Annotated in this window: 17 protein-coding genes; 4 read left to right on the top strand and 13 right to left on the bottom strand. The window is 35.4% G+C overall.

Annotated elements, in window-relative coordinates; translation table 11 throughout:
* Nucleotides 1-47: 47 nt before the first annotated feature.
* Nucleotides 48-1,814 (bottom strand): hypothetical protein, encoded by a 1,767-nt coding sequence (locus tag AC2A1G_RS16875; protein ID WP_484048058.1) that lies wholly within the window; start codon nt 1,812-1,814, stop codon nt 48-50.
* Nucleotides 1,815-2,090: 276 nt separating this feature from the next.
* On the opposite strand from AC2A1G_RS16875, the gene AC2A1G_RS16870 reads away from it, so the two are divergent.
* Together AC2A1G_RS16870 and AC2A1G_RS16865 are read left to right on the top strand one after the other, a co-directional pair.
* The gene (locus AC2A1G_RS16870; RefSeq protein ID WP_484048057.1) at nt 2,091-4,376 is read left to right on the top strand and encodes a TonB-dependent receptor domain-containing protein; all 2,286 of its coding nucleotides are present in this window, start codon (nt 2,091-2,093) and stop codon (nt 4,374-4,376) included.
* 181 nt (nt 4,377-4,557) lie between these two features.
* Nucleotides 4,558-5,397: an alpha/beta hydrolase fold domain-containing protein gene (locus tag AC2A1G_RS16865; protein WP_484048056.1), complete on the top strand. Its 840-nt coding sequence runs from the start codon at nt 4,558-4,560 to the stop codon at nt 5,395-5,397.
* 131 nt (nt 5,398-5,528) lie between these two features.
* On the opposite strand, the gene AC2A1G_RS16860 is transcribed toward AC2A1G_RS16865, so the two are convergent.
* The 9 genes from AC2A1G_RS16860 to AC2A1G_RS16820 form a co-directional block, all read right to left on the bottom strand.
* On the bottom strand, nt 5,529-7,283 hold the full coding sequence (locus tag AC2A1G_RS16860) for a discoidin domain-containing protein (protein WP_484048055.1): 1,755 nt from the start codon (nt 7,281-7,283) through the stop codon (nt 5,529-5,531).
* Nucleotides 7,284-7,646: 363 nt separating this feature from the next.
* Nucleotides 7,647-7,979 carry a T9SS type A sorting domain-containing protein gene (locus tag AC2A1G_RS16855; protein WP_484048054.1) on the bottom strand — a complete coding sequence of 111 codons (333 nt, stop codon included), beginning with the start codon at nt 7,977-7,979 and terminating at the stop codon, nt 7,647-7,649.
* A 40-nt stretch (nt 7,980-8,019) separates the two neighbouring features.
* Nucleotides 8,020-8,628, bottom strand: coding sequence for an REP-associated tyrosine transposase (locus AC2A1G_RS16850; RefSeq protein WP_484048053.1), 609 nt, complete (start codon nt 8,626-8,628; stop codon nt 8,020-8,022).
* A 146-nt stretch (nt 8,629-8,774) separates the two neighbouring features.
* Nucleotides 8,775-9,299, bottom strand: a complete 525-nt coding sequence (locus AC2A1G_RS16845; protein ID WP_484048052.1) for a hypothetical protein — start codon at nt 9,297-9,299, stop codon at nt 8,775-8,777.
* A 470-nt stretch (nt 9,300-9,769) separates the two neighbouring features.
* Complete coding sequence (locus AC2A1G_RS16840; RefSeq protein WP_484048051.1) at nt 9,770-12,205, bottom strand: WG repeat-containing protein; 2,436 nt, start codon at nt 12,203-12,205, stop codon at nt 9,770-9,772.
* 4 nt (nt 12,206-12,209) lie between these two features.
* On the bottom strand, nt 12,210-13,133 hold the full coding sequence (ctlX, locus tag AC2A1G_RS16835) for a citrulline utilization hydrolase CtlX (RefSeq protein ID WP_484048050.1): 924 nt from the start codon (nt 13,131-13,133) through the stop codon (nt 12,210-12,212).
* Nucleotides 13,134-13,144: 11 nt separating this feature from the next.
* The gene (locus AC2A1G_RS16830) at nt 13,145-13,813 is read right to left on the bottom strand and encodes a CPBP family intramembrane glutamic endopeptidase (RefSeq protein WP_484048049.1); all 669 of its coding nucleotides are present in this window, start codon (nt 13,811-13,813) and stop codon (nt 13,145-13,147) included.
* A gap of 8 nt (nt 13,814-13,821) precedes the next feature.
* Complete coding sequence (locus AC2A1G_RS16825) at nt 13,822-14,736, bottom strand: dimethylarginine dimethylaminohydrolase family protein (RefSeq protein WP_484048048.1); 915 nt, start codon at nt 14,734-14,736, stop codon at nt 13,822-13,824.
* A 300-nt stretch (nt 14,737-15,036) separates the two neighbouring features.
* Nucleotides 15,037-16,023, bottom strand: a complete 987-nt coding sequence (locus AC2A1G_RS16820) for a helix-turn-helix domain-containing protein (RefSeq protein ID WP_484048047.1) — start codon at nt 16,021-16,023, stop codon at nt 15,037-15,039.
* Nucleotides 16,024-16,435: 412 nt separating this feature from the next.
* On the opposite strand from AC2A1G_RS16820, the gene AC2A1G_RS16815 reads away from it, so the two are divergent.
* Both AC2A1G_RS16815 and AC2A1G_RS16810 read left to right on the top strand, forming a co-directional pair.
* The gene (locus tag AC2A1G_RS16815; protein WP_484048046.1) at nt 16,436-17,902 is read left to right on the top strand and encodes a DUF6923 family protein; all 1,467 of its coding nucleotides are present in this window, start codon (nt 16,436-16,438) and stop codon (nt 17,900-17,902) included.
* 14 nt (nt 17,903-17,916) lie between these two features.
* Nucleotides 17,917-18,447 carry a hypothetical protein gene (locus tag AC2A1G_RS16810; RefSeq protein WP_484048045.1) on the top strand — a complete coding sequence of 177 codons (531 nt, stop codon included), beginning with the start codon at nt 17,917-17,919 and terminating at the stop codon, nt 18,445-18,447.
* A gap of 487 nt (nt 18,448-18,934) precedes the next feature.
* On the opposite strand, the gene AC2A1G_RS16805 is transcribed toward AC2A1G_RS16810, so the two are convergent.
* The 3 genes from AC2A1G_RS16805 to AC2A1G_RS16795 form a co-directional block, all read right to left on the bottom strand.
* Nucleotides 18,935-20,221 (bottom strand): citrate synthase, encoded by a 1,287-nt coding sequence (locus AC2A1G_RS16805; protein WP_484048044.1) that lies wholly within the window; start codon nt 20,219-20,221, stop codon nt 18,935-18,937.
* A gap of 85 nt (nt 20,222-20,306) precedes the next feature.
* Complete coding sequence (gene eno / locus AC2A1G_RS16800) at nt 20,307-21,599, bottom strand: phosphopyruvate hydratase (protein ID WP_484048043.1); 1,293 nt, start codon at nt 21,597-21,599, stop codon at nt 20,307-20,309.
* Nucleotides 21,600-21,857: 258 nt separating this feature from the next.
* A complete protein-coding gene (locus tag AC2A1G_RS16795; RefSeq protein WP_484048042.1) occupies nt 21,858-22,661 on the bottom strand; it encodes a sensor histidine kinase in 804 nt (267 codons plus the stop codon).
* Nucleotides 22,662-22,801 lie beyond the last annotated feature (140 nt).

Raw genomic sequence — 22,801 nt, 5'->3', positions numbered from 1 at the left:
AAGGACTTTTTTCAAGTCCTTTTTTTAGGTATTTATAAGTGTTCAATTTAATTATCTCTTAAAACATGTCCTGTTACACTCAACGTATGTGAACCGGAAGTATTGGTATAAGTACCATTTATTGTAAAATCAATGTATTGCCCTACTGCTCCGTAATTACTTACCTGCAAAGTGAGATTATTTCCATTGGCATTGATAGCTCCTCCGGAAGATTCCAAAGCAAAATTGGAATTAAATGTTCCAACTCCTATTGGGTTTTGGGAATTTAAATAAAAACCTCCTGCTGCACTCTGTGAGCTTACATAAAATCCGAAATTTGGATTGGGGGCCGGAGTTTGGGAACTTCCACCAGCACTAATGGGTGATAGGAAATACTTTATAGGCTGTGTATCAGTTTGACTTGTAATAAACTCTGTTGCGGCAGTACAAACAGTAAGATTACCCAAATTCGTTGTAGGCGAAGTTGCAGTAAAATTAATATTTCCTGTTGTCTGAAGATTCGTGAAATCTGCACCAGCAAATGTCAATTGCTGACTGGATGAGCAACTCAAAACATTAAAAGAAAAGCTTCCGTTGGTTACCTGTGTAGAAAAATTAGAAAAATAATTTGTGCTTGATGTATAAGATAAATTGGCAACGCCATTTGTAACATTATTGCCAGAACAATCTTTTAGGGTTCCTGTAATTGTTACCGTATTACTCAAACTCTGCGAGATGGTAATTGCAGGAAGTGTATTGGTAGAATTACTTGTAAAAGGGCCAATATTATTGGTCATAATTACATTATTACAGGCATCATAAATTTTCAGAGTTAAATTTTCACCAGCCGGTACAATTCCTGAAGCATTTCCGTTTCCGTCAGTAATTGCATAGGTAGAGCTTTGATTTTGTCTGAATATTTTTACCGTAACATTACTCAATGGCTGAGCGGCAGAGTTTTGAATATGAACATTCAAAAGACATTGAGGAAACTGCGCATCGCAATTCCACCAGGAAAAATGGTTTACATTTCCTACATAAGCATTGCCCACTTTAGTTGCTAAACCTTCCTCCTGCCAAATTCCGGTAGTTTCGTTGAATGACCACAACGGAATAGTAGCAGGAGCAGTAGAAGTTTGTGCAGCATCTATTGCCACCGTCATCTCAGCAGTATGCCCATTTGCGATCTGAAGATTTTGTCCGGAAGCTCCAGTCAATTGTACATGCAACATTCCGAAAGTCTCCATTATTCTGGCATTTCCTGCGGTATTATTTGCGAGAAGAGAGCCAGGCATCAATTCATTAAGATATTGGTCTGACGGTTTTAGATGAAACATGGCAACATTTACATTTCCTGTATACGCATTTCCGTTGGCGTCTTTGAAACTGCCGTCAAATTTCACTTTGGTTCCGTTGGCTAAAGATACTGTTGCCGTTGCTCCCGATGTAATTGTGGAAGTATTGGTTGCAGGAATCATCATAATGTTGATTCTATTGCTGCCGTTGGTGGGTACTATCGTACGGGAACCATTTACAAAACCTGCTTTCGTTACTTTTATGTAAGCGAAATTTTCTTTCACATCGGCGTTTTTAATTACAAAAAGTCCTTGAGCATTAGTTTGCACGGTTGCTGAACCAATAGTTACCGTTGCTCCGGAAACCGCAGTTCCGTTCGTTGCTAAAACCAAACCGTGGAAATCTCTTTGCGCAGAATTTCCAAAGTTGAAGTTTGTTTCTTGATTTCCTGGTTGCTGATTTTCGATATCAATAAGAGAATCGCTTTTACATGATACGAGAATCATAAAAATCATCAATAATGAGTAAAGTTTTGTCATATATTATTAGGTTTTATTGTGAACTCTAAATTAATCAAAAAATATTGTATTTTGAAATTTTTCTTTTTTCATGTAACAAAATTCTCTTAAAAGTTGTCCTATTATATGTAAAAGAAAAAGGCTGAAAATTTAAATTAAATTTTAATCCCTAATTACCAATAAGTTATAATTAAAATAAAAACATTTACACTACTTTGTATTACATAATACTAAATAAATGATATATCTTTGCAATGTAAAATAACAACCAATACCTATAACCTTAACCAACCAATTATGAAAACCTCACTTTTAATAGCAGCAATATTTTTTTCAGGGCTCAGTTTGGCTCAGCAGAAAAAAACAGATTCAACCAAAACCAAAGACATTGAAGCGGTAGTTCTCACCAAACAGGTCTTTAAAAAACAAACCGACCGATTTGTTTATGATGTTGCCGCATCACCAGTTGCCAAAGGAAATACAACATTTGATCTTTTGAGACAAACTCCTCTTCTGTTTACAACCGATGATAAAAATTTGAAAATAGCAGGAAAAAACAATGCATTAATCTACATCAACGGCAGAAAATCGAATATGGATGCTGAATCTCTGGTTCAGTTTCTGAAAAATACACCTGCTGAAAATATTCAGAAAATTGAAGTGATTACGATGCCGGGAAGCGAGTTTCAGGTGGAAGCTTCAGACGGAATTATCAACATCGTTTTGAAAAAGAAAATGAGCGATGGTTTAAATGGAAACATGAGAATGTCGAATCAACAGAATAAATACAATGGAAGTTCGGCAAGTTTTTCGGCAAATTACAGAAAAGATAAATTGGGAATCTCTTCAAATTTGTACGGTGGCGAAAATATTCAGGGGCAACAATATGTTTTGAGAAACGGAAATGCTTCTTCTTCCAACGAATCTACCGGAAATATCGATGACCCGAATCTGTACATAGGTGGCTATCTGAATTTTGATTATCAACTGACCGAAAAAAGCAATCTCGCTCTTTCATGGAATACAAATGCCAACAAAAGTTACAATTCTACAGTCAATTTATTCAATACCATCCGTTCTTTCGATGCAGAAAACTCAGCTTACATCACCAATTACACCAACTCCAGAAACAAAGAAGATGCAAGATCTTATAATAATTCAGTTAATTTAAATTACGAACTGAAAACCGATTCTCTGGGAAGTAAATTAAACCTCAACGCGGCTTACCTCAACTTCAGGAGATTTCAGTTTACAGAAAATAAAACAATTTTGTCGGATGCCAATGGAACTGACGGTTTGGTAAGCCAGACTATTAACCAAAATCTGCCTCAGATCATCAATAATTTTTCGGGGACAGTAGATTATATTCAGAAATTTAAGAAAGATTTCACTGTAGCTGTAGGTGGAAATTTCAACAAAACCAAAACGGATAACGATACCAGAAGCGACACTTTTGCAGTGGGAAAAGATCCGGAATTCAGACCTAATCATTTTATTTATGATGAAAATATCTACGGAGCTTATTTAACTTTAGAGAAGAAATTCAGCGATAAATTTTCCGGGAAAGCAGGAACGCGATACGAAATCACCAACAGTTTGGGAACTTCAGACAACGCCACTTTGGAATACAGAAAAATTGAAAGAAATTACAACAATCTACTTCCTTATGTAAGCTTTAACTATGCTATAAATGACAAAAATAATTTGTCATACGGATTTTCCAGCCGGATGAGAAGACCGAGTTTTTGGGAACTGAATCCTGTGAGAAACATCCTGACGGAAGACAATTACACACAAAATAATCCTTTTGTGAAAGCTTCTTCCACGTATAATCAGGAACTGACTTACATGTACAAAAACTCCTATTTTTTAATATTAAATCATTCCCTTTCTAAAGACGTAATCACGCAGGTGCCATTGCAGAGAGATATTTTGAAAGACAGAAAAGATAAAGACGGAAATGTCGTAATTGACCCTGCTACCAATCTTCCGTACCAAGATACCTACAAACAGCTGAGATACATCCGAACCAATTTCGGTGACAAACAGGAAATGACGGCAACTGTAGGAATGCAGAAAACATTTTTCAAACAATATCTTACGACCAATTTTACCATTGGTGTACAGAGAAACATGAATGATGGAAGCCTGAGCATTGACCCAACCTCCGGAGATGTATTTCCAATATATGAAAACAGAATCTCCTCCACCAGTATTTTAATTCAAACCAACAACACCATCCGTTTAGACAAAAAGAAAACCTGGTTTTTGGGTGTGAATTTCTTCTACGTAGACAAACAGCAAATCGAATTGGGTATGCTGAAAAATCTTTCAAGTCTTGACTTAAGCATCAAAAAGAACTGGAACGACTGGACTTTTGCCTTAAACCTTACCGATGTTCTCCGTACAAATATCGTAGAAATTGAAGATTACCAAGCCAACGGAAATTACAACTACGTAAAAAATGACCAGTTCAGACAAGGCGGTACTTTCAGCATCACTTATAATTTTGGTAACCAAAAAGTGAAGAAAGTACGAGACATCGAAGGTGCTTCAGATGCCATTAAAAGCCGAACAAGATAAAATTTCATTCTTCATATTAAATTATTATTGTCAAAAGCTTACCTTGATCGGTAGGCTTTTTTGTTATTTCAGAGAAAAGGAAATCATTAATTTTAATTTTAATAAAGCTAAATCGTAAAATCTTATCAACAATTTTAGAATAATATAACTCAATTCTTCATCGTTTATTTAATTTAGAGGAATGAATAAATTTGCCGTACTTCTGTTGCTTGCCATCACTCTTTTTTCATGTACTGAAAAAATAATTAAGTTTGAAAAAGGCATTTCCTTTGAGCAACAGATCAACATTTCCTATGGTGACGATGCCGAGCAGAAAATGGATCTTTACATTCCTGAAAAAAGGGATTCTGTAAAAACGGTGTTTATCATAATTCATGGCGGAGGATGGAAAGCGGGAAAGAAATCGGATCTTAACTTTTTTACTTTATCGCTGATGAAAAAATTTCCTCAATCTGCTTTTGCTAATATGAACTACCGTCTTGCGGACGAAACACAGTACGGACTTCCCAATCAGACTGAAGATATCAGAAAGGCGATAGATTATCTGGTAGGAATTGTTCCGGTAAAAACTAAATTTATTCTCTTAGGAAACAGCGCGGGCGGACATTTGTCGATGCTTTATTCTTACCGTTTTGATAAGGCTGAAAACATAAAAGCTGTGGTAAATATTGTAGGCCCTTCAGATTTATCTGATCTCAATTTCAAAAATTATTCCGATTATTCTTTCGTTGAAAAAAGACTTGTGGATCCTGCAGCTATAACAAACAATTTTACCAAAGAGAAATTCGCCAGTCCCGTGGAATGGATTACCGAAAAATCTCCTCCCACCCTTTCTTTTTATGGAAATAATGACCAGGTAATTCCATTCTCACAAAAAGCAATTTTAGATTCAGCTTTAAATAAAAATAATGTACTGAATGCCTCTTATGAATTTTCGGGTGGACATTTGGATTGGGATAAAGATAAAAACTCAACGTTTTTAATTGATAAAATTGATGCGTTTTTGAAGCAGATTAAATAGCAAACGCCCTGAAAAAATTCAGAGCGTTGCTGTTAAGGCCTCACTTTGTCATTCCGTAGGAATCTCAGCAATGTAAAATTCTCTGTTTAGGTTCCTACGGAATGACAAACTTGGTGTTGACAAGTAAAAAATCATTCAGACTTCACCACTTCCGTTCTCTCAGAAATTCCATTTGCATTGAACGCTTCAATCTGGAAATAATAAGAATCTACCCTGTCAGCTCCCGTGAAAAAATATTCGTTTTTGCCATACACCATAATACTTCCATACAGTTTATCCGGAGATTTTCCCCAATAAATCACGTAGCCATCGGCGTCTGAGTTCTGTTGCCATTTCATCCAGATGCTTCTTCTTTCACCATATTTTTTCGGGTCAGCTCTTAACGGAACAAAATTCTGAACTTTCGCAGGCTTTGCTCCCGCACCTTTTCCGAATACTCTGAAACCGCTTAATGCAAATTTTCCTGTCGGCATTTTCAGGTTTTCCATTTTTAAAAATCTTGCTGATACAGGTTTTTCCAGTTCGATATAATCGTGAGGAACGTCTTTGGTGTTTTTGCTTTTATCGACAATCACTTTCCATTTCTTTCCATCATTGGAACCGTAGATTTTATACTGATGCATCTTGCCTTCGGTTTTTCCCATAAACTCAACATCCTGATCGGCATAATTAACCTGAATCGCATTAATGGTAGAAACTTCCCCCAAATCAGTCTGAAACCACTCGCCCGAATTTCCTGTTTTTGCACTCCAATAGGTTTTAATGTCTTCATCTACCGCAAAATTTGAATTGTAACCACCCAAAGTGGAAGAAACCTGAACGGGTTTATTGTAATTCAGCAACATCCAATTTGTGAACAGACCTTTTGAAAAATCTTTTCCCTGTGCAAACTGCGGAAGTAAAGTCGGATAATCACCGTAAGCGGTATTCGTGTACATCACATCATCCTTATCAAATCCTGCAGGCCAGATCCCTAAACGTCTTTCGAAATTATTTTTAGTGGAAATAAAAATCGTTGAAACGTGCCACCAGTTTTTAAAATTATCTTCAAAAGTTGCTCCATGTCCCGCTCCTCTTGCAAAACCACCAGGCTTATAGGAAAACGGATTGTGCTGTTGGTATTCATATCCTTCCAACGGATTTTTCGAAACATAAACTCCGTCAGAATATCCACTGAATTCTGTTGCCGGAGCGCCGTACTGCATGTAATATTTATCTTTATACTTCGTCACCCAAGCCCCTTCCACAAAAGGCTGCAGGAAAACATTATCATTGTATTCCCCGAATCTTTCCCAACCGTGATCTTCAGGTTTCAATCTTAAAATAGGTTTTACAAAACCTTCAGACTGCAGATTTTTCACTTTCACTTCAGTTCCCAAAAGTGGCCATTCGTTGCTTGAGCCCCAGTACAGATACAGTTTATTTTTGTCTTGATCATAATGGAAAGCGGGATCCCACGCTCCAACTTTTAATGTATCAACCGCAATTTTCCAGTCATCTACAGTTGGATTAGTAGATTTCCAGATGGGAAAATCAGATTCCCAGGTTGAGCCGTAAACGTATAAAGTATCTTTCATTGCCCAGACTGCGGGAGCATTCAGATCGTGGGTATACTTGTTGTCTCTGAGGAATTTTCTTTTGACAAATTTCCAGTCGAGCATATTGTCGCTGTGCCAATACCCTTCCTGATTAGTAGAAAACAGAAACAGTTTCTTCTGGAAGTTAACAATCACCGGATCAGCAGTTGCACGGTGTTTCCCCTGTTTTGAAAAAACTTCAAAAGGCGTGTAACCGTAATCGATGTTAATGGGATTACAGAAGGTTTTTTGCTGAGCATTCATAAAAAACCCTAACAGAACCGCTAATAAAAAAATGTGTTTTAGCATTGGAATAATTTCTTGAAGACAAATTTAATTAAAGTTTTTTGGGTAGGTCTCATTTTGAGAAATTAATACTTTAAAAGGAAAGGCATATGAAGGGGTTCGTGAAGCAGAGGAGGATCTCTTATAATAATCTTTTTCATAATGTGCCTTTATCAAAAATATGTTTTTTGGGTAATATTAAAACCTATTAACATTTTAGCTCAAAGTTACGTGACTTGGTGACGCCTTGTCCTAAACATATGCCTTAGGAAAAGATTTTTGAGGTAGCGCATTGGCAAAATTTGTCTCATTAACAAGCAAATGTTATTAACAAAAAAGTACAGACCAAAATTCGGTCTGTACTCCAAAAATTAATTATTCTAACTATTAGTTTTTGATAAAAGTTTTCTGTGTTCTTTTTGAACCTTCTTTCACCACCACAAAGTAGGTTGCATTGGAAAGGTTTGAAATATTTAGTTTTTCATTGTAATCGCCTGTAGATGACTGTGCATCTTTGCTGAAAACTATTTTACCTGAAAAATCGATTATCTGCAGGTTAATTTTACTTTCATTAGATTTAAATTTCACCGTCAGTTCGTTTTTAGCTGGGTTAGGATAAATTGCAAGATCAGAATTGCTTTTTACCTGTTCTGTAACCGCTAAATTTCCAAGGTCACATGCAGGAATTCTGTTAGTTCCGTCAATTCCCCACGAAGTCATTAACCGCTACGCAAAGTCTCCTGACTTTGCGTAAAAACTCTCAATCTTGGTCATAATTATTATACTTCCAAAACTCACTTGTTTTGGTTACATCTACTACAGGATTGTCAGCCAATTGAATTTCAAATAATCCCTTGCCATTCACATAATTGCTTGCTGATGAATAAGTATAATCCTGAGCTTTTTCTACAAATCCCGCCCGTATCGGGTTGAGATGGATGTAGTTCAGTTTATCCCAAAGAAAATGTAAGGTATAAATTTCTTCGGCGTGATTGCCATATTGCCAAAACTGAAAGTTCTTATTTCTGGAATGTGTTTCTGTAGCCTTGGCAAATCTTTCCAACATCCACTCACGACGACTTTCCGGATTGTTTTGAATGGCTAATACAATGTTTTTAGATGTAATTTTTTTAAAATCTCTTATTAGATCTGAAAGTTTACCATCTTTTGACTGTATGATTAGGTGGATATGATTGGTCATAATTACGTATCCATAAATCAGCATTCCTTTATTCTGAATGCCGTATTTTAAACAGTCAATAACAATATCTCTGTAGTTTTTTCTGGAAAATACGTCAATCCAATCAACAACCGTACAGGTGATAAAGTGAATCTTTTCCTGATCTCTTATAACGTAACCTTCTTTCATAATGTGCTTTTATCAAACATAAGTTTTTTGCTTAATTATAAAAAGTGGTTCAAGACTTGATTCTAAGTTGCTCAAAGTCGGGAGACTTTGCGCAGCGGTGACTTCGCGCAGCGGAGCAAAGTCTTTGCGCAGCGAGGTTTACAATTTTATTTTAACTTATTACCTCTCTTATCCGTTGCGTAATTTTCTTCTATATTAATGGTCATATAATCAATATGTGACTTAATATCATTAAATTTAACAGCGTTTGGCTTATAAAGGATAGATTCGAAACTACTTGAGTATTCCAAAAATTCCCATTCTCCTTGTACCTTATTTTCTATTGTATACATTTTTTGATTACTTTCTAAATTTCCCTCATCCCTAACAATAATTTTGTTGGAAAACCCCTTTTGAGTTGAAAAATACAAAGTTAAAAACTGCTTATCAATAGTTCGTATGTGACTTAAAATAGGTTTTTCATTACTTTCATATCTACCAGGTATGATATATACTTCTCCATCATTCTTTTTCCAAACGGTTATGCACTTATTATCAGAAAAGCAATAAATATTTCTTTCTCCTCTATCTGTTGAAAAACAAATTATAACTCCCAATAATATTACACAAAATGTCATCAACATTTTTTTTAGTACATCCCTTTTACTACTAATAAATCTCTTTTTTTTCATAATATTAAAACCCACTTCGCAAAGTTTCCAGATTTTGCCAAAATATATAATCTCTTGGATTCTTATAATAAACTTTCCTTAATAATGTGCGACTATCATAGATATGTTTTTTGCCTAATTATAAAAACTGATTCATGATTTTGATACTAAATTGCTCAAAGTCGGGAGACTTTGCAGTAACGTTTGTAGCTGTAGCTAAAGCTGTCAACCATCTCTTAGGACAAGGCAATTACCCCGTTGACAAGCCTCTTCAGCCACTTCAGAACCACCTTTATCCCATTTCAGAAGTCTCTGCACCCACTTACGAAGCCCCCTACCCCCCTTCCGAAGGGGGCTGTCCCCTGTTCCGAACTGCCCTCAACCCCTTATGAAACTGTCCCGACCCCGTTATACAACAGGGTCGGGACGGTTGTGTAAGGCCTGCAGCTGTTTGGGAGGCCGTTTTTTATTTTTTATCTGAGATTTAAAACTTAAAATCTTCTGCTCATAAAGTACGAACTTATCCAGAATCCGTTGATTTTAATGGCATCTCTCAGAACGAGTTCGAGAAAACGGGTGTCGCCAAAATCATGGGCTTCAGCGCGGTCATTGGTGACAAAGCCACGGGAGTGCATTGTATAATCGGTAACGTCCGTCAACGAAGATTTGCGGTAAATGGAATTCCACATATCATTTTTGAATTCTTTGAGGTCATCAAAATATTTTTTATGGATAAACTCCATACTGCTTTCATTCAGATATAATTCCTGCTGATTAAAAATATTATTTTTCAGGAAGTGAGCGATGTGGGGAGACGGAGCAACTTTTTTAACGAAAACTTTCAGCAACTCATCGTCTTTGCTCTCTAATGCTTTGATCAAATCAAATTTCAGCTCGTCGAAAGTTTTGTAGCCATCGTGAGGCTGCATTTTTTCTTCCATACCTGTAAACTCACCTTTGGAATTAATGACTTTCATGGTTCCGCCGGAGAAAGTGAGCGCTTGGCCGTCTTCAAAATCTGCAATTTCGTCGAATGAATTTTTGTTTAAAATCTCATTTGTGTGAGTGATCAGCTGATATTTTCTACCTTTTTTAGCTTTAAATAAATTATCATCATCAATTTTCTCAAGATCATCATACTGAAATGGAACCAACACAGTGTTATTAAAATCAATAACTCCGTACTTATTGTTTTTCTTCACAACAAAAGCCAGCGGTTCTTTCATAAAGTGGAGTTTATTGAAAGAGATGTCATCATATTTAAAATCGACGATTACATTATTCAGTTCATCTACAACTCCGTATTTTTTATTTTTTACGACTACAAAACGTAACTTTTCATCATCAAATTTCTGTACAACATCATCATACTCGAAATGGCTGACGGTTTTCTTCTGAAATTCATTAAACAAAGCATATTTCCCGTTTTTATGCTGAACCGCAATGATTGAAGTTTTGTTTTCATAAAAAGGATTGATCAGCATATCTTCGTTATAAATGTAGCGGTATGAGAGAATGTCTTTCAGCAACACCTTCTGATCTTTTGAAATAACAGTATAAAGATTGTCTTTTTTCAGAAAATAAACCGGACTGTTTTCGGTTCTGGAAGATATTACCATGCTGTAATCATCCGGTAAAATCCTTTGACCGCTGTAATCGTATATGCTTTTGCTGAATTCACTGAAGCCAATCACAAAATCATTGTTTTCATTCAAATGCTCATACAAAACAGGGATAATGAGTTTTTTCTGAGTAATGTCGTACAGACCCGATTTGTTTTTATGGGTTACAACAATCAAATTTTTCCTGTCATAATCAAGATAAGAAAAATCATCATATTCAAAAGGAACCAGCATGTTTCCGCTGGCGTCGGTAAGACCAAACTTCCCATTCTTTTTGATTTTAAGGTATTTTGAAGAAGACATTGCTTCTATCGGCGCTTCAGATTCGAGGTTGAATTTCTGTTTTAAATTCTGATCCAGCATCACATATTTTCCGGCTTTTGAAACTGCATAATTGACATCTTTTCTTTCTGCTATCTGAAACTGAGGCTCCAGTTTTGTAGTTTCGTTAATGAAAATTCCTACCAGCTCGTTTTTAAATGTATAATAAGATTTTTTATCGTGATCCAGGCTGATTCTACTGTATTCAAATGGTAAAACTATTTTTCCTGAAGCGTCTATAAGTCCGAATTTCTTATCTTTTTCGGCAATGAGATAGTTTATTTTCTCCCTGATTTCGGTAACTCCTTTTACGGAAACCGGTTTCCTGTCAAATGAATATCGGTGAAAATACAGATCGTCATACATCACACCTCCAGCTTCCTTACCATCTTTCAGAATACCAAATTTGCCATTCTCTTTCACCACCAGAAGGTTGTTGTAAAGCGTGGCGTTCTCATAAGTATTTTTAATTACAGAACCATTTGAAAAGATAAAACTCTGACTGCCATCATAATCTTCGGTTACCAGAATTTCACCGTTGTAAAAAAGTATTTTTGAAAAATTACCTTTGGCAAAAAACTTAAGTTGCGAGGTAAAAATATCCGTTGTCTGGCCTTTTTTGGCAAGATAAAAAACACGTTCTGTTTTGATTCCTTCATATTTCAGGGGAACCAAAATGTTTCCATTGCCGTCGATAACACCTTTGAGATTGTTTTTGGTGGCGATTAAAGCCGTCGGTGAGAACTCCAGGTTATCGTATTGTGGCGTAACGGTCACTTTGCCCAAATACCTCACACCAAACTTTTTATTTTCCTGAAAAATCTCCGTACCTCCACCACTTCCGTGCGGTGCAGCAGGTGGCGGACTGTAGCTGGGAGCTCTTTCGCCCTCCCTATTTGGAGAGCTGCTTTCCATCACAGGAGGACGCTGTGCGAAAGCAATAATGCCCGCAAACAGCAAAAGAAAACCGATAAAATTTTTCATTATTTTATTTTTTCGGAAGGAAAACCTCAGCAAGCATACATCTTGCGCTTCCTCCACCATTCACTTCGATGGTATTTAAATCTGAGTAAATAATTTCACAGTACTTTTCGATATTTGAAACTTGTTCAGCATTTAATGACTGATAAGCAGTTTGGCTCATCACCAAAAACTTTACGCCATCTTTATTCTGAACCTGAAGCATATTTCCGGCGAACTGCTGCATCTGCGCTTCAGAAATCTCAATGATTTCTTTACCTGAATTTTTAATGGTTTCTGCAACATTGTTTCTTTCCAAATCACTGTCGATACAGTCTAAACAAATCACCACAAACTGATCAGCAACACACATCATTACATTGGTATGGTAAATTGGAAGTCTTTCTTCGCCCACTGTTTGAAATGAATGAAAAACAACAGGCGTAAACCCATAATCTGCGCAGAATTTTCTAAATAAATTTTCATCCAATCTTAAAGAAACCGAACCGTAAGCAATTTTATTATCGTGATCGAAAATCATGCTTCCTGTGCCTTCCAAAAAATGCCCCTGTGTTTCTGAAAATGACAAATCATCGATTTCAGCCACTTCAAAACCATTATTTTTAATGGTTTCAATGATATCTTCACGTCGCTCTACTCTTCTGTTAGATGCAAACATTGGATATAAAACCACTTTTCCATCCTTATGGAAACTTACCCAATTGTTCGGGAAAATAGAATCCGGTGTGTGCGGATCTAATGTATCTTTAACTGAAATTACATTGATACCTTTTGCTCTCAGTTTTTCAACAAAAATTTTGAATTCTGCCAAAGCTTTTGACTGAATATCTGCACCTTTCTGCTCTACCTGAAAGTAGTTATTTTCTGCCGTTTCTGCGTTGTAACCGAATGCGATCGGCTCTATCATTAATACTGTATCTGTTGTCTGCATTTTTTTTAATTTTATAAAATAATATTAAATCCGGAATAAAAATCTGTCAGTCCATAATAGCTTAGTGTGAGAAATACTGTATCTATTAAACCATGAACAATGATATTTATCCAAATATTATTGAATTTTAAGTATATAAATCCGAAAGCTAATCCGAATAAGAAAGTCATCACTAATCCCGAAATCCCTTGATATATATGAGGCAATGAAAACACAATTGCACTTAAAAATACGAGTAGTATTTTCTTTTCACCAAAAAGCTTCCGAAACTGTGAAAAAGCAAAACCACGAAACAAAAGTTCCTCGCCAATTGCTGCACTAATCCACATGTTAACAAGCCATTTAAAATATTGATGGGGATTATTTTCTATTATTTTAAAAGATGAATAATCTGCCGGCTCATTAAAAACTTTGCTTGTCAAAGGTTGGAAAATAAAATCCATAGAAAGCTCTAAAATGAGATAGCAAATCAAAATGATTTTAATTTCTGAGGATTTTATTTTCTTAAAATTAAGACTTTTAAAATTTCCATCTTGTAAATATGAAAGTAAAAGAATAGCTAAAATAATGACACAAAATGTAAACGGAAACTTTGTGAACGGATTATATATCAATGAAAAAGTTAGCACTAAAAGCAATAGTGCAACCCATTTATTATTTAATAATACTTTCAAATTCATTCTCTAACTTATTCTCTTACCAATGGCATTGTAGAACATCTCAATAAACCACCCATTTTCGAAATCTCTCTGTATGGAATTTCTTCCACCGTCATTCCCCAAACATCTCTCAAATGATTGTTCATTCTTGTGAAAGCTTTGTCGGAAACGACAACTTCCGGTGAGATCGAAAAAATATTCGGGAACATTTCAAACATCTCTTCATCTGTTATGTGAAAGCAGTTTTCTTCCCCAAAAATATCAATGATTAAATTGTAATCGCTTTCGTCAACAAATCCGTTTTTATAGATGATGCATTTATCTTTTCCTATTGGGTTGAACGTACAGTCTAAATGCAGAATTCCCTGATAAGGCTCTCTGTCATTTTTCTTTAATTCAAGATCGATGATTCTTTTTTTCGGAAAATATTCTTTTAGAATTTCGATGGCGTATTCGTTGGTTCTTGCAGTTTTATAGTTTCTGTAATCTTCACTGAAACACGTTCCGATGAAAATAAAGTCATTCCAAACGATAACGTCACCCCCTTCAATGTGTGCGGTTTCGGGAAGATTGATGATTTTCCTCCAGGCTACTTCTTCGAAAACCTCTTTGTAGGCTTCCTGCTCATCGGCTCTGTCGGCAATTACATTTGAGATAATCATTTTATCATCAATTACAAAAGCTACATCTCTTGCAAAAACCTGATTATAGTCTTCAATAATATCCGGTCGGAAAACCTGTACATCGTATTTTTTGAGAACTTCTTCAAAAGCGTTCATTTCGCTGATGATATCTTCTTCAGTTGGGTAAATATTATGTTCAATGGTATGATATGATTTTGCATCATAGCTTTCTTCCAAAGTCGGGACAGCTCCCATAGAATTGGGCTGTCCCAAAACCACCGACCTCAGTCTTCCGGTTTCGTTTTTAATGTTTAATTTCATTTGTAGAAATTTTATTCTTAAGGTCAAATCCAATCGCCTTAATTTTTCTCGTTAATATTTATAAATTAAGTAAACGGCGATTTCATCAATAATGAGAATTACGCAAATATAATCAAATAGCTCAGTAGTTAAAAGAATATGAATAAAGACCTTGTAACTTGTACTTTTTCAGATAATTTTAGATTAACAAGAGATTTTTTCAAGAAAAAAATTTAGAACTAAAGATTATTTTGGTTTAAATATTCTAAATGAAATTATTTTTAAAAAGCTTTTTTAGAATTTACTGGTAAATATTACTCTTTATTTTAGAAAATCAATGTATTCTGAAGGCGTTTTTCCCATCTGTTCTTTGAAGATTCTATTGAAAGTAGATTGTTGCGAAAAACCAGCCGATTTATAAATATGCTCTAAAGTAAACTTGTCTTGAGCTCTTTGATCTAAATCATTTTTGACCTGATTGATTCTATATTGATTAATCAGCTGATTAAATTTTTTATCACCAATTTTATTTAAAGCCTTTGACACATACGTGGTGTTAGATTCGACCATTTCGGCTAATTTTCTAATATTAAATTCAGGATTCTGAAAAGGTTTCTCAAGCTCGAGGCAATTTATTATTTTATTATATAGTACGTTGTATTTTTCATCTTCCGTAAGATATTGATTTTCTGTGAGCAGCTCAGATCCGTTTACAGCTTCAGGAACAATACGACTGATAGTTTCATTTTCAGGTATATCCTTTTTATAATGAGAAACTTTGTCTGTATAGAAAAGAATCATCAGCGAAAAATACGTAGCTACAGAAAAGCCAATATTCTCTTGCAACACGAGATTCTGGGGATATTTTGCGTAAAACTTTACATCCAAAGATAAGTTAAAAAATGTTGATACATCAACAGCAAAAAAATGAAAACATAAGAAAAACGCTGAAGTAAAAACAGCTGTTCTGAATGTAAACAGAAAATTCGTCATCAGTATAATAGGCACAAACAGAAAGAAAACTGCGTCAGTAACATTCACAAGCAGTAAACTTATGTATCCTATGAAAACTGCAATGGAAAATAAAAGAATTCTAAAGATAATTATGAAATCATACTTGGTTTTTGATATGAGAAAACCCGTATAAACCGTCAGAAAAAAAGCAAAAACCAAAATTCCTCGGGGTACGATTACAAAATTTTCTATTGCAAAGCTTAAGACAATGTAGCATAAGAACACACATGCTATGGATAAAAAGAAAATTTTACCAAACTCTCTTTTGAGGTCATCAATTGTATTTTTCATCATTGTGTAAATTATAGCAATCACTTTTTATACTAAATACAACAAGCGAAGCTGGATTCTAAAACCTATTAGATTGCACTGAAATGCATTCAGTTAATTCAAAAACATAAGTTAATTCAAAAATACAAAATATTTAATACATTAAAAATCAATTAGATAAATTTTTAATCATTTAATTAAACAAATCACTATATAATAGTTTTATTATCGTCTGAAAAACATCAAAATTTGTAACCATAAATGCAAAGTTAATGAGACTGTATAAAAATAAAATTATTGAATCTTTCAAAATTTGATTCCCTTAATTTTTACCATTCATTTTAGCATTCTGCTTTTAAAGTTTAAAAGAAACATCAACTAAAATTAATTTTTCAGGGCAAGAAAAGTTCCATTATTATAACTAAAAAAAACAACAATGATGAAAAAATTATTTATTTTCTGCTTTTTAGCAGTTACTTTTAAGTGCTTTTCTCAAGCCGTTACTCCCATTTCATGTGTAAATGCCCAGGCTTATGTTGTCATGCAGGATATCCCGGGAACAAGTGGTATCTCAGGATTTTACAGCGTAGACATTGGTACCGGACATGTTTCTTTAATTAAAAATCCGATAATCCCAACATCTACCGGAATTACAGGCAGAAGAATTAACTGTATCGGACATAATAAGCAGGACGGATTTATTTACGGTTACAGAACCAACTCCAACCAAATCATAAAAATAGACGCCAATGGAAATTACGATTTAATCACTGTTCCAGGCTTAAGTTCAAGTACGGTTGGCTCTGCAACTGCGGGTGCCGTTCACGAAAACACACTGTATATCTTTAAGAATAGCACAGCTACACTGTACAAAATTGACCTGAGTACACTAGCTGTCTCAACAACAAATTTTTCAACTCCAATTCCTATTTTTAATTTTCAAATTAATGATTTTACTTTTGGATCTGATCATAACATCTACGGAATCACTCAACCTGCCGGTACCAATACAAGAAAGCTTTTTAGGATAAATCTTACCACCAATGCATTACAGTTTTTAGGTGACGCTTTGGGGACTGATATCAATTCCGAACAAGATACATCTTGGGGAACTACTTTCAGGGATGTACAAAATAATCTGTATGTAGGAAATAACGGAAGTCGTAATACATATAAATTTACTTATAATTCAGCCACGCAGACTTATGATTTAAATGCGAATCTTTTTAATACCGCAGATAATATCGGCCAAGTCTTAGCTGATGGTGCAAGCTGTAATTTTACACTTCCACCCAGCACTCATGCTGATCAGTACTGTATTGTGCAACCAACGCTTCCTCAAACCATTACATTCAGTGTCTTGGCAAATGATGTAGCCGGAACCTATGCTATTGACCCCCAAACGGTCAAACTAATTGATCCCGTAACATCAACTCCATCAACATCTGTAACGATTTCCGGACAAGGTACTTTCACGGTGAATGCCGCAAACGGTGAGATTACTTTTAGTTCTTTAAGCACTTTTACTCAGCCGGTAACAATTGAATATACTGTTGCAGACACTTTAGGGAATATATCTTCTCCGGCGGTCATTACTATTGGTACTTGCTATTGTACCAACCCTGCTGTAACGGGAACTCCAGACGGGTACACAAAATTTGGTATTACTGCTCAGAAAAAACAAGATGCCTGGCCCACCAGCATACCTAATGGTTTCATTGCATTAGAATCTAAAGAAAAAGGATTCGTTATTAGCCGAGTAAATCATGTGAGTACAACTCCTCAAACGGGAGATTCTATTACTGAACCTAAAGAAGGTATGATTGTGTATGATATTCAGGATGCGTGCGTGAAGCTTTTTAACGGAACCCAATGGAAATGCATTAACAGAAGTTGTAATTAATAAAAACCCAAAACATGAAAAAAATAATTTTAAGTTTAATGTTCTGTCTATTGACAACAGTTTTTTATGGTCAGATAGCAATCGGAAAACAGACTGTAGACGGTGGTTCTACACTCTTAGATTTCGACAACAACACAGCTAATACAAGAGGTCTCATCCTACCCGCTGTAACCAATATAAATCTTGCACTTTCTTCAACACCGACAGATAACAATGGTACTTTTGTTTTTGATCTAAGCGACAGCAAAATAAAAATGTATGAAAACAAAAGCTGGAAAGATTTAAGTGACGCTGGAGATTCCACATCTATTTCAGTAAACAATTCCGAAGAATCAACGCCTCAACAAGGGGTAATTATAGGCTCTCCTAACAGCAGTGCAAAAGGAATCCTTGTACTGGAATCCGGCAACAAAGCAATGATTCTTCCAAAAATTGCTAATCCACATAACACCGTAAAAAGTCCATATCCGGGTTTTATGTGCTACGACACAGTGGGTAAAGCGATTGCTATATTCGACGGAAAAGTTTGGAGCTATTGGAAATAAGTTAATGAATTATGGTCAAAATCAGCAATGCTAAAAAAGTGAATAAGGTAACTCCGTTTATCTTTAGTCTTCTTGTGATAATAGGGATACTAATAGTCTTAATCAGTTTTGATTTTTTAAATCTAAAAGATGATTTGTTTTTTCTTACGTTTTTGGTTTTAGCGGAAATATTGCTTTTGAAATTTGCTTTCGAGATAAATTTCTTTCAATATGAAGATAGCGGGGAAGTAACATCCATAAAAAATTATCACTGTTGGAAATCAAAAAGTTCTAAGTGGTCTTTGGAGCTCCCAAAAAACAAGATCAAATCATGTGAATATAGAAAGAGACTTTTCAATGGAATACTCAGTATAATCATCGAGAGAAACGATGGAAGAAAACAAACCATTCGTTATCAAATATATTTTTTGCAAAAAGAGGAAATACAGTGTATGCTGATTTCATTAAAAAAAAATAAACCGCCTGTTGAGGCGGTTTAATTTATTATCTATCTGTTTGCGATATCGATATAATCTCTTTTTTGAGCTCCTTGGTAAACCTGTCTTGGTCTTCCGATTGGATCTCCTTTCAATCTCATTTCTTTCCATTGAGCAATCCATCCCGGAAGTCTTCCCAATGCGAACATTACGGTAAACATTTCTGTAGGAATTCCTAATGCTCTGTAGATGATTCCTGAATAGAAGTCTACATTTGGATACAATTTTCTTTCGATGAAGTATTCGTCTTCAAGAGCTACTTTTTCTAATTGCATTGCAATATCAAGTGCCTTATCTTCAATTCCTAAAGCAGCTAACAAATCGTCAGCAGCTTTTTTGATGATTTTCGCTCTTGGATCGAAGTTTTTGTACACTCTGTGTCCAAAGCCCATCAAACGGAAGCTGTCGTTTTTGTCTTTCGCTTTTGCAACCCATTTGTTAACGTCTCCACCATCTTTTTCGATCAATTCAAGCATTTCGATAACCGCTTGGTTAGCACCACCGTGAAGTGGTCCCCAAAGTGCAGAAATACCGGCAGAAACTGATGCAAAAAGACCTGTATGAGCAGAACCAACCATTCTTACAGTAGATGTAGAACAGTTTTGCTCGTGATCTGCGTGAAGGATTAATAATTTATCTAAAGCTTCTGTGATTACAGGATTGATTGTAAATTCTTCGTTTGGCAATCTGAAAGCCATTTTGTAGAAATTCTCTACATAGTTCAGGCTGTTATCTCCGTGGTTTAATGGTAAACCTAAAGTTTTTCTGTAAGTCCAAGCCGCAAGGTGAGCGAATTTTGCGATAAGCAATTCAGCAGCAAGATCCATCTCTTCTTTAGACTGTACGTTAACCGCCTTAGGGTTAAACGCCGTTAAAGCAGATGTTAATGTAGATAAAACTCCCATTGGGTGCGCAGAACGAGGGAAAGCATCGATGATTTTTTTCATCTCCTCTGCTACGAAGTTATATTTTTTGATGTTACCGTTGAAGGTATTGAACTGCTCTTCAGTTGGCAACTCACCGTGTAACAATAGGTACATTACTTCTGTAAAGTTTGACTTCTCAGCGATTTGCTCGATAGGATAACCTCTGTAGAACAATTCTCCCTGATCTCCGTCAAGATACGTGATGTCGCTAAGCGTAGCACCTGTATTTTTGTATCCTAAATCTAAGGTAATAAGACCGGTTTGGTCTCTCAATTTTGAAATATCTATTCCTCTGTCTCCGATTGTACTATCTACGATAGGATATTCATACGAATTACCGTCGTAATTCAATATAACTTTGTTGTCTGACATTATTATAATATTTTATTTTAAATTTCTTAAAAATACACAAAAAAACAGCAACCAAAAAATAGTATGCTGTTTTTTTTAGATTTTATTATCTGTTAATTTTAAATGCGTCTAATCCAGGGAAATAAGCTGTATCACCCAAAGCTTCTTCAATTCTTAAAAGCTGGTTGTATTTCGCCATTCTGTCTGATCTTGAAGCAGAACCTGTTTTAATCTGACCACAATTCATAGCAACTGCCAAATCAGCGATTGTAGAATCTTCAGTTTCACCCGATCTGTGAGACATTACTGATGTAAACTTGTTGTGCTGAGCCATCTGTACAGCAGCCATCGTTTCAGAAAGAGAACCGATTTGGTTTACTTTTACCAAGATTGAGTTTGCAATCCCTTCTTTCACACCTCTTGCCAATCTTTCAACATTGGTTACGAATAAGTCGTCCCCAACTAACTGTACTCTGTCACCGATTTTGTCGGTTAACATTTTCCAGCCTTCCCAGTCATTTTCCTGCATACCGTCTTCGATAGATATAATCGGATATTTGTTTGCCAGTTCAGCCAAGTAAGACACCTGCTCGCTGCTTGAGAACTGAGGCGCATCAGCAGTCTGGAATTTTCTGTAATCGTAAATTCCGTCTTTGTAAAATTCTGAAGCCGCACAATCCAATGCAATCATTACATCATCACCAGGCTTGTAACCTGCTTTTTCGATAGCCTGAAGCAAAGTATCCAAAGCATCTTCAGTTCCTGCAAAAGTCGGCGCAAAACCACCTTCATCACCTACAGCCGTAGAAAGACCTCTTGAATGAAGAATAGATTTCAGGTTGTGGAAAATTTCAGTTCCTTTTCTCAATGCGTGAGAGAAAGAATCTGCTTTTACCGGCATTACCATAAATTCCTGGAAAGCAATCGGCGCATCTGAGTGAGAACCACCATTGATTACGTTCATCATCGGAACAGGAAGTGTATTGGCGTTTACACCACCAACATATTTGTATAACGGCATTTTTAGTTCAGCAGCAGCAGCTTTTGCAGCAGCCAAAGAAACACCAAGAATTGCGTTTGCCCCTAAGCTTCCTTTGTTGCTGGTTCCATCCAATTCGATCATAATCTGATCGATCAAATTCTGATCAAAAACCGGAAGACCTACCAACTCAGGAGAAATAACTTCTCTTACATTTTCTACAGCCTTAGAAACACCTTTTCCCATCCATTCAGAACCGCCATCACGCAATTCTACTGCTTCATGCTCACCAGTAGATGCTCCGGAAGGAACAGCCGCACGCCCCATCGCCCCACTTTCTGTAAATACATCAACTTCAACTGTAGGATTCCCTCTTGAATCCAAAATCTGTCTCGCTTCTATGTAAGAAATGTAACTCATTTTATTTATTATTTTTATAGTTCAGACAAATTTACTGAAATTTTAAATCTTTAAGTTACGGGAGTGTTATTTTGTGATGCTTTATTGAGTTAAATTTTAGTTAATTTTAGTCATTATATAATATTTTTTTTCTTTGAATTTTAAAATTATAATTCTCCAAAATTTTTAGAGAACGCTGTTTACAATGAAAATTGTTATTCTTTTTTATCGCATTGAAACTTACATTTCAAAGTTCCCAATACAAACCCGATCAAACAATTACCCAAAAGTCTCATTTTGCAATTCCACTTTAAAAAACAAATGCGTACCATTCTCCGTCATTACTTCGCAATGACCATTTTGCTCCTGCATTCTGCGCTTCATATTTCGGAGACCGTTTCCTCCTGAATTTGTTTCATTAATTCCAATGCCGTTATCGAAGATTTTCATTATAAATTCTTTATCTTTCTGAATAAACGATAATTTTAGTTCAGTGGATTGGCTGTGTTTATACGCATTGTTTAAAGCTTCTTTCAGACAAAGAAAAAGATTCCTTCTCAGTTCGGTTGTGATTGTGGTTCCAGAAATAACATCTTCGATTTCAGTAATTAATTGAATTTTTGTTTTCTTTAAAAAATTAAAAGCATACGTTTTTGCGTACTCTACAAAACTTCCGATGGTATCGTTTCCTGAATTAAGGCTCCAAAGCATTTCCCTCATGGAAAGGTTCATTTCTTCAGAAGTTTTTAACAGCTCATCGATGTCGCTGATTAAATCTCCATTATCTGCTTTTTGCTTTAAAAATTCTGCCTGCAATTTTAATGCCGAAATTCCTGCACCAAGGTCGTCGTGCATATCGTGGGAAATACGTTCACGCTCCTGTTCGATGAGTTTTTGTTTTTCTAATTCTTTTTGGAGGAGCTGGTTTTGGTGTTCGGATTCTTTGAGTTGGTTTTCTTTGAGATATAGAAGTTGTCTTTTATTATACATCAGCACAATTACAATAATGAAACAAACAAACAGCATCATGATTCCGATTGCAATCAAATAGGCTAATTTAATTTCATCCTGAATTTCATTCATATCATTTTACTTTAGTTTCAAATTTATTTAGAGAGATAAAAAACATTGCATACATTAAAATATTAATGATATTTTGTCCTGTTTTCAGAAACTGCAAAAATTTCAGGTCGTTTTTAGCAAAGTAAAACATTGGAGTAATT

The organism is Chryseobacterium sp. HNCC26DJ240, from assembly GCF_057180485.1.
The sequence above is the reverse complement of the archived record's forward strand: the minus strand, read 5'-3'. Positions and strand labels throughout refer to the sequence as shown.

Bases quoted from the DNA above. Each gene is read 5' to 3' on its own strand.
- AC2A1G_RS16875 (WP_484048058.1), bottom strand. From the start codon at position 1,814: ATGACAAAACTTTACTCATTATTGATGATTTTTATGATTCTCGTATCA.
- AC2A1G_RS16870 (WP_484048057.1), top strand. From the start codon at position 2,091: ATGAAAACCTCACTTTTAATAGCAGCAATATTTTTTTCAGGGCTCAGT.
- AC2A1G_RS16865 (WP_484048056.1), top strand. From the start codon at position 4,558: ATGAATAAATTTGCCGTACTTCTGTTGCTTGCCATCACTCTTTTTTCA.
- AC2A1G_RS16860 (WP_484048055.1), bottom strand. From the start codon at position 7,283: ATGCTAAAACACATTTTTTTATTAGCGGTTCTGTTAGGGTTTTTTATG.
- AC2A1G_RS16855 (WP_484048054.1), bottom strand. From the start codon at position 7,979: ATGACTTCGTGGGGAATTGACGGAACTAACAGAATTCCTGCATGTGAC.
- AC2A1G_RS16850 (WP_484048053.1), bottom strand. From the start codon at position 8,628: ATGAAAGAAGGTTACGTTATAAGAGATCAGGAAAAGATTCACTTTATC.
- AC2A1G_RS16845 (WP_484048052.1), bottom strand. From the start codon at position 9,299: ATGAAAAAAAAGAGATTTATTAGTAGTAAAAGGGATGTACTAAAAAAA.
- AC2A1G_RS16840 (WP_484048051.1), bottom strand. From the start codon at position 12,205: ATGAAAAATTTTATCGGTTTTCTTTTGCTGTTTGCGGGCATTATTGCT.
- ctlX (WP_484048050.1), bottom strand. From the start codon at position 13,133: ATGCAGACAACAGATACAGTATTAATGATAGAGCCGATCGCATTCGGT.
- AC2A1G_RS16830 (WP_484048049.1), bottom strand. From the start codon at position 13,813: ATGAATTTGAAAGTATTATTAAATAATAAATGGGTTGCACTATTGCTT.
- AC2A1G_RS16825 (WP_484048048.1), bottom strand. From the start codon at position 14,736: ATGAAATTAAACATTAAAAACGAAACCGGAAGACTGAGGTCGGTGGTT.
- AC2A1G_RS16820 (WP_484048047.1), bottom strand. From the start codon at position 16,023: ATGATGAAAAATACAATTGATGACCTCAAAAGAGAGTTTGGTAAAATT.
- AC2A1G_RS16815 (WP_484048046.1), top strand. From the start codon at position 16,436: ATGATGAAAAAATTATTTATTTTCTGCTTTTTAGCAGTTACTTTTAAG.
- AC2A1G_RS16810 (WP_484048045.1), top strand. From the start codon at position 17,917: ATGAAAAAAATAATTTTAAGTTTAATGTTCTGTCTATTGACAACAGTT.
- AC2A1G_RS16805 (WP_484048044.1), bottom strand. From the start codon at position 20,221: ATGTCAGACAACAAAGTTATATTGAATTACGACGGTAATTCGTATGAA.
- eno (WP_484048043.1), bottom strand. From the start codon at position 21,599: ATGAGTTACATTTCTTACATAGAAGCGAGACAGATTTTGGATTCAAGA.
- AC2A1G_RS16795 (WP_484048042.1), bottom strand. From the start codon at position 22,661: ATGAATGAAATTCAGGATGAAATTAAATTAGCCTATTTGATTGCAATC.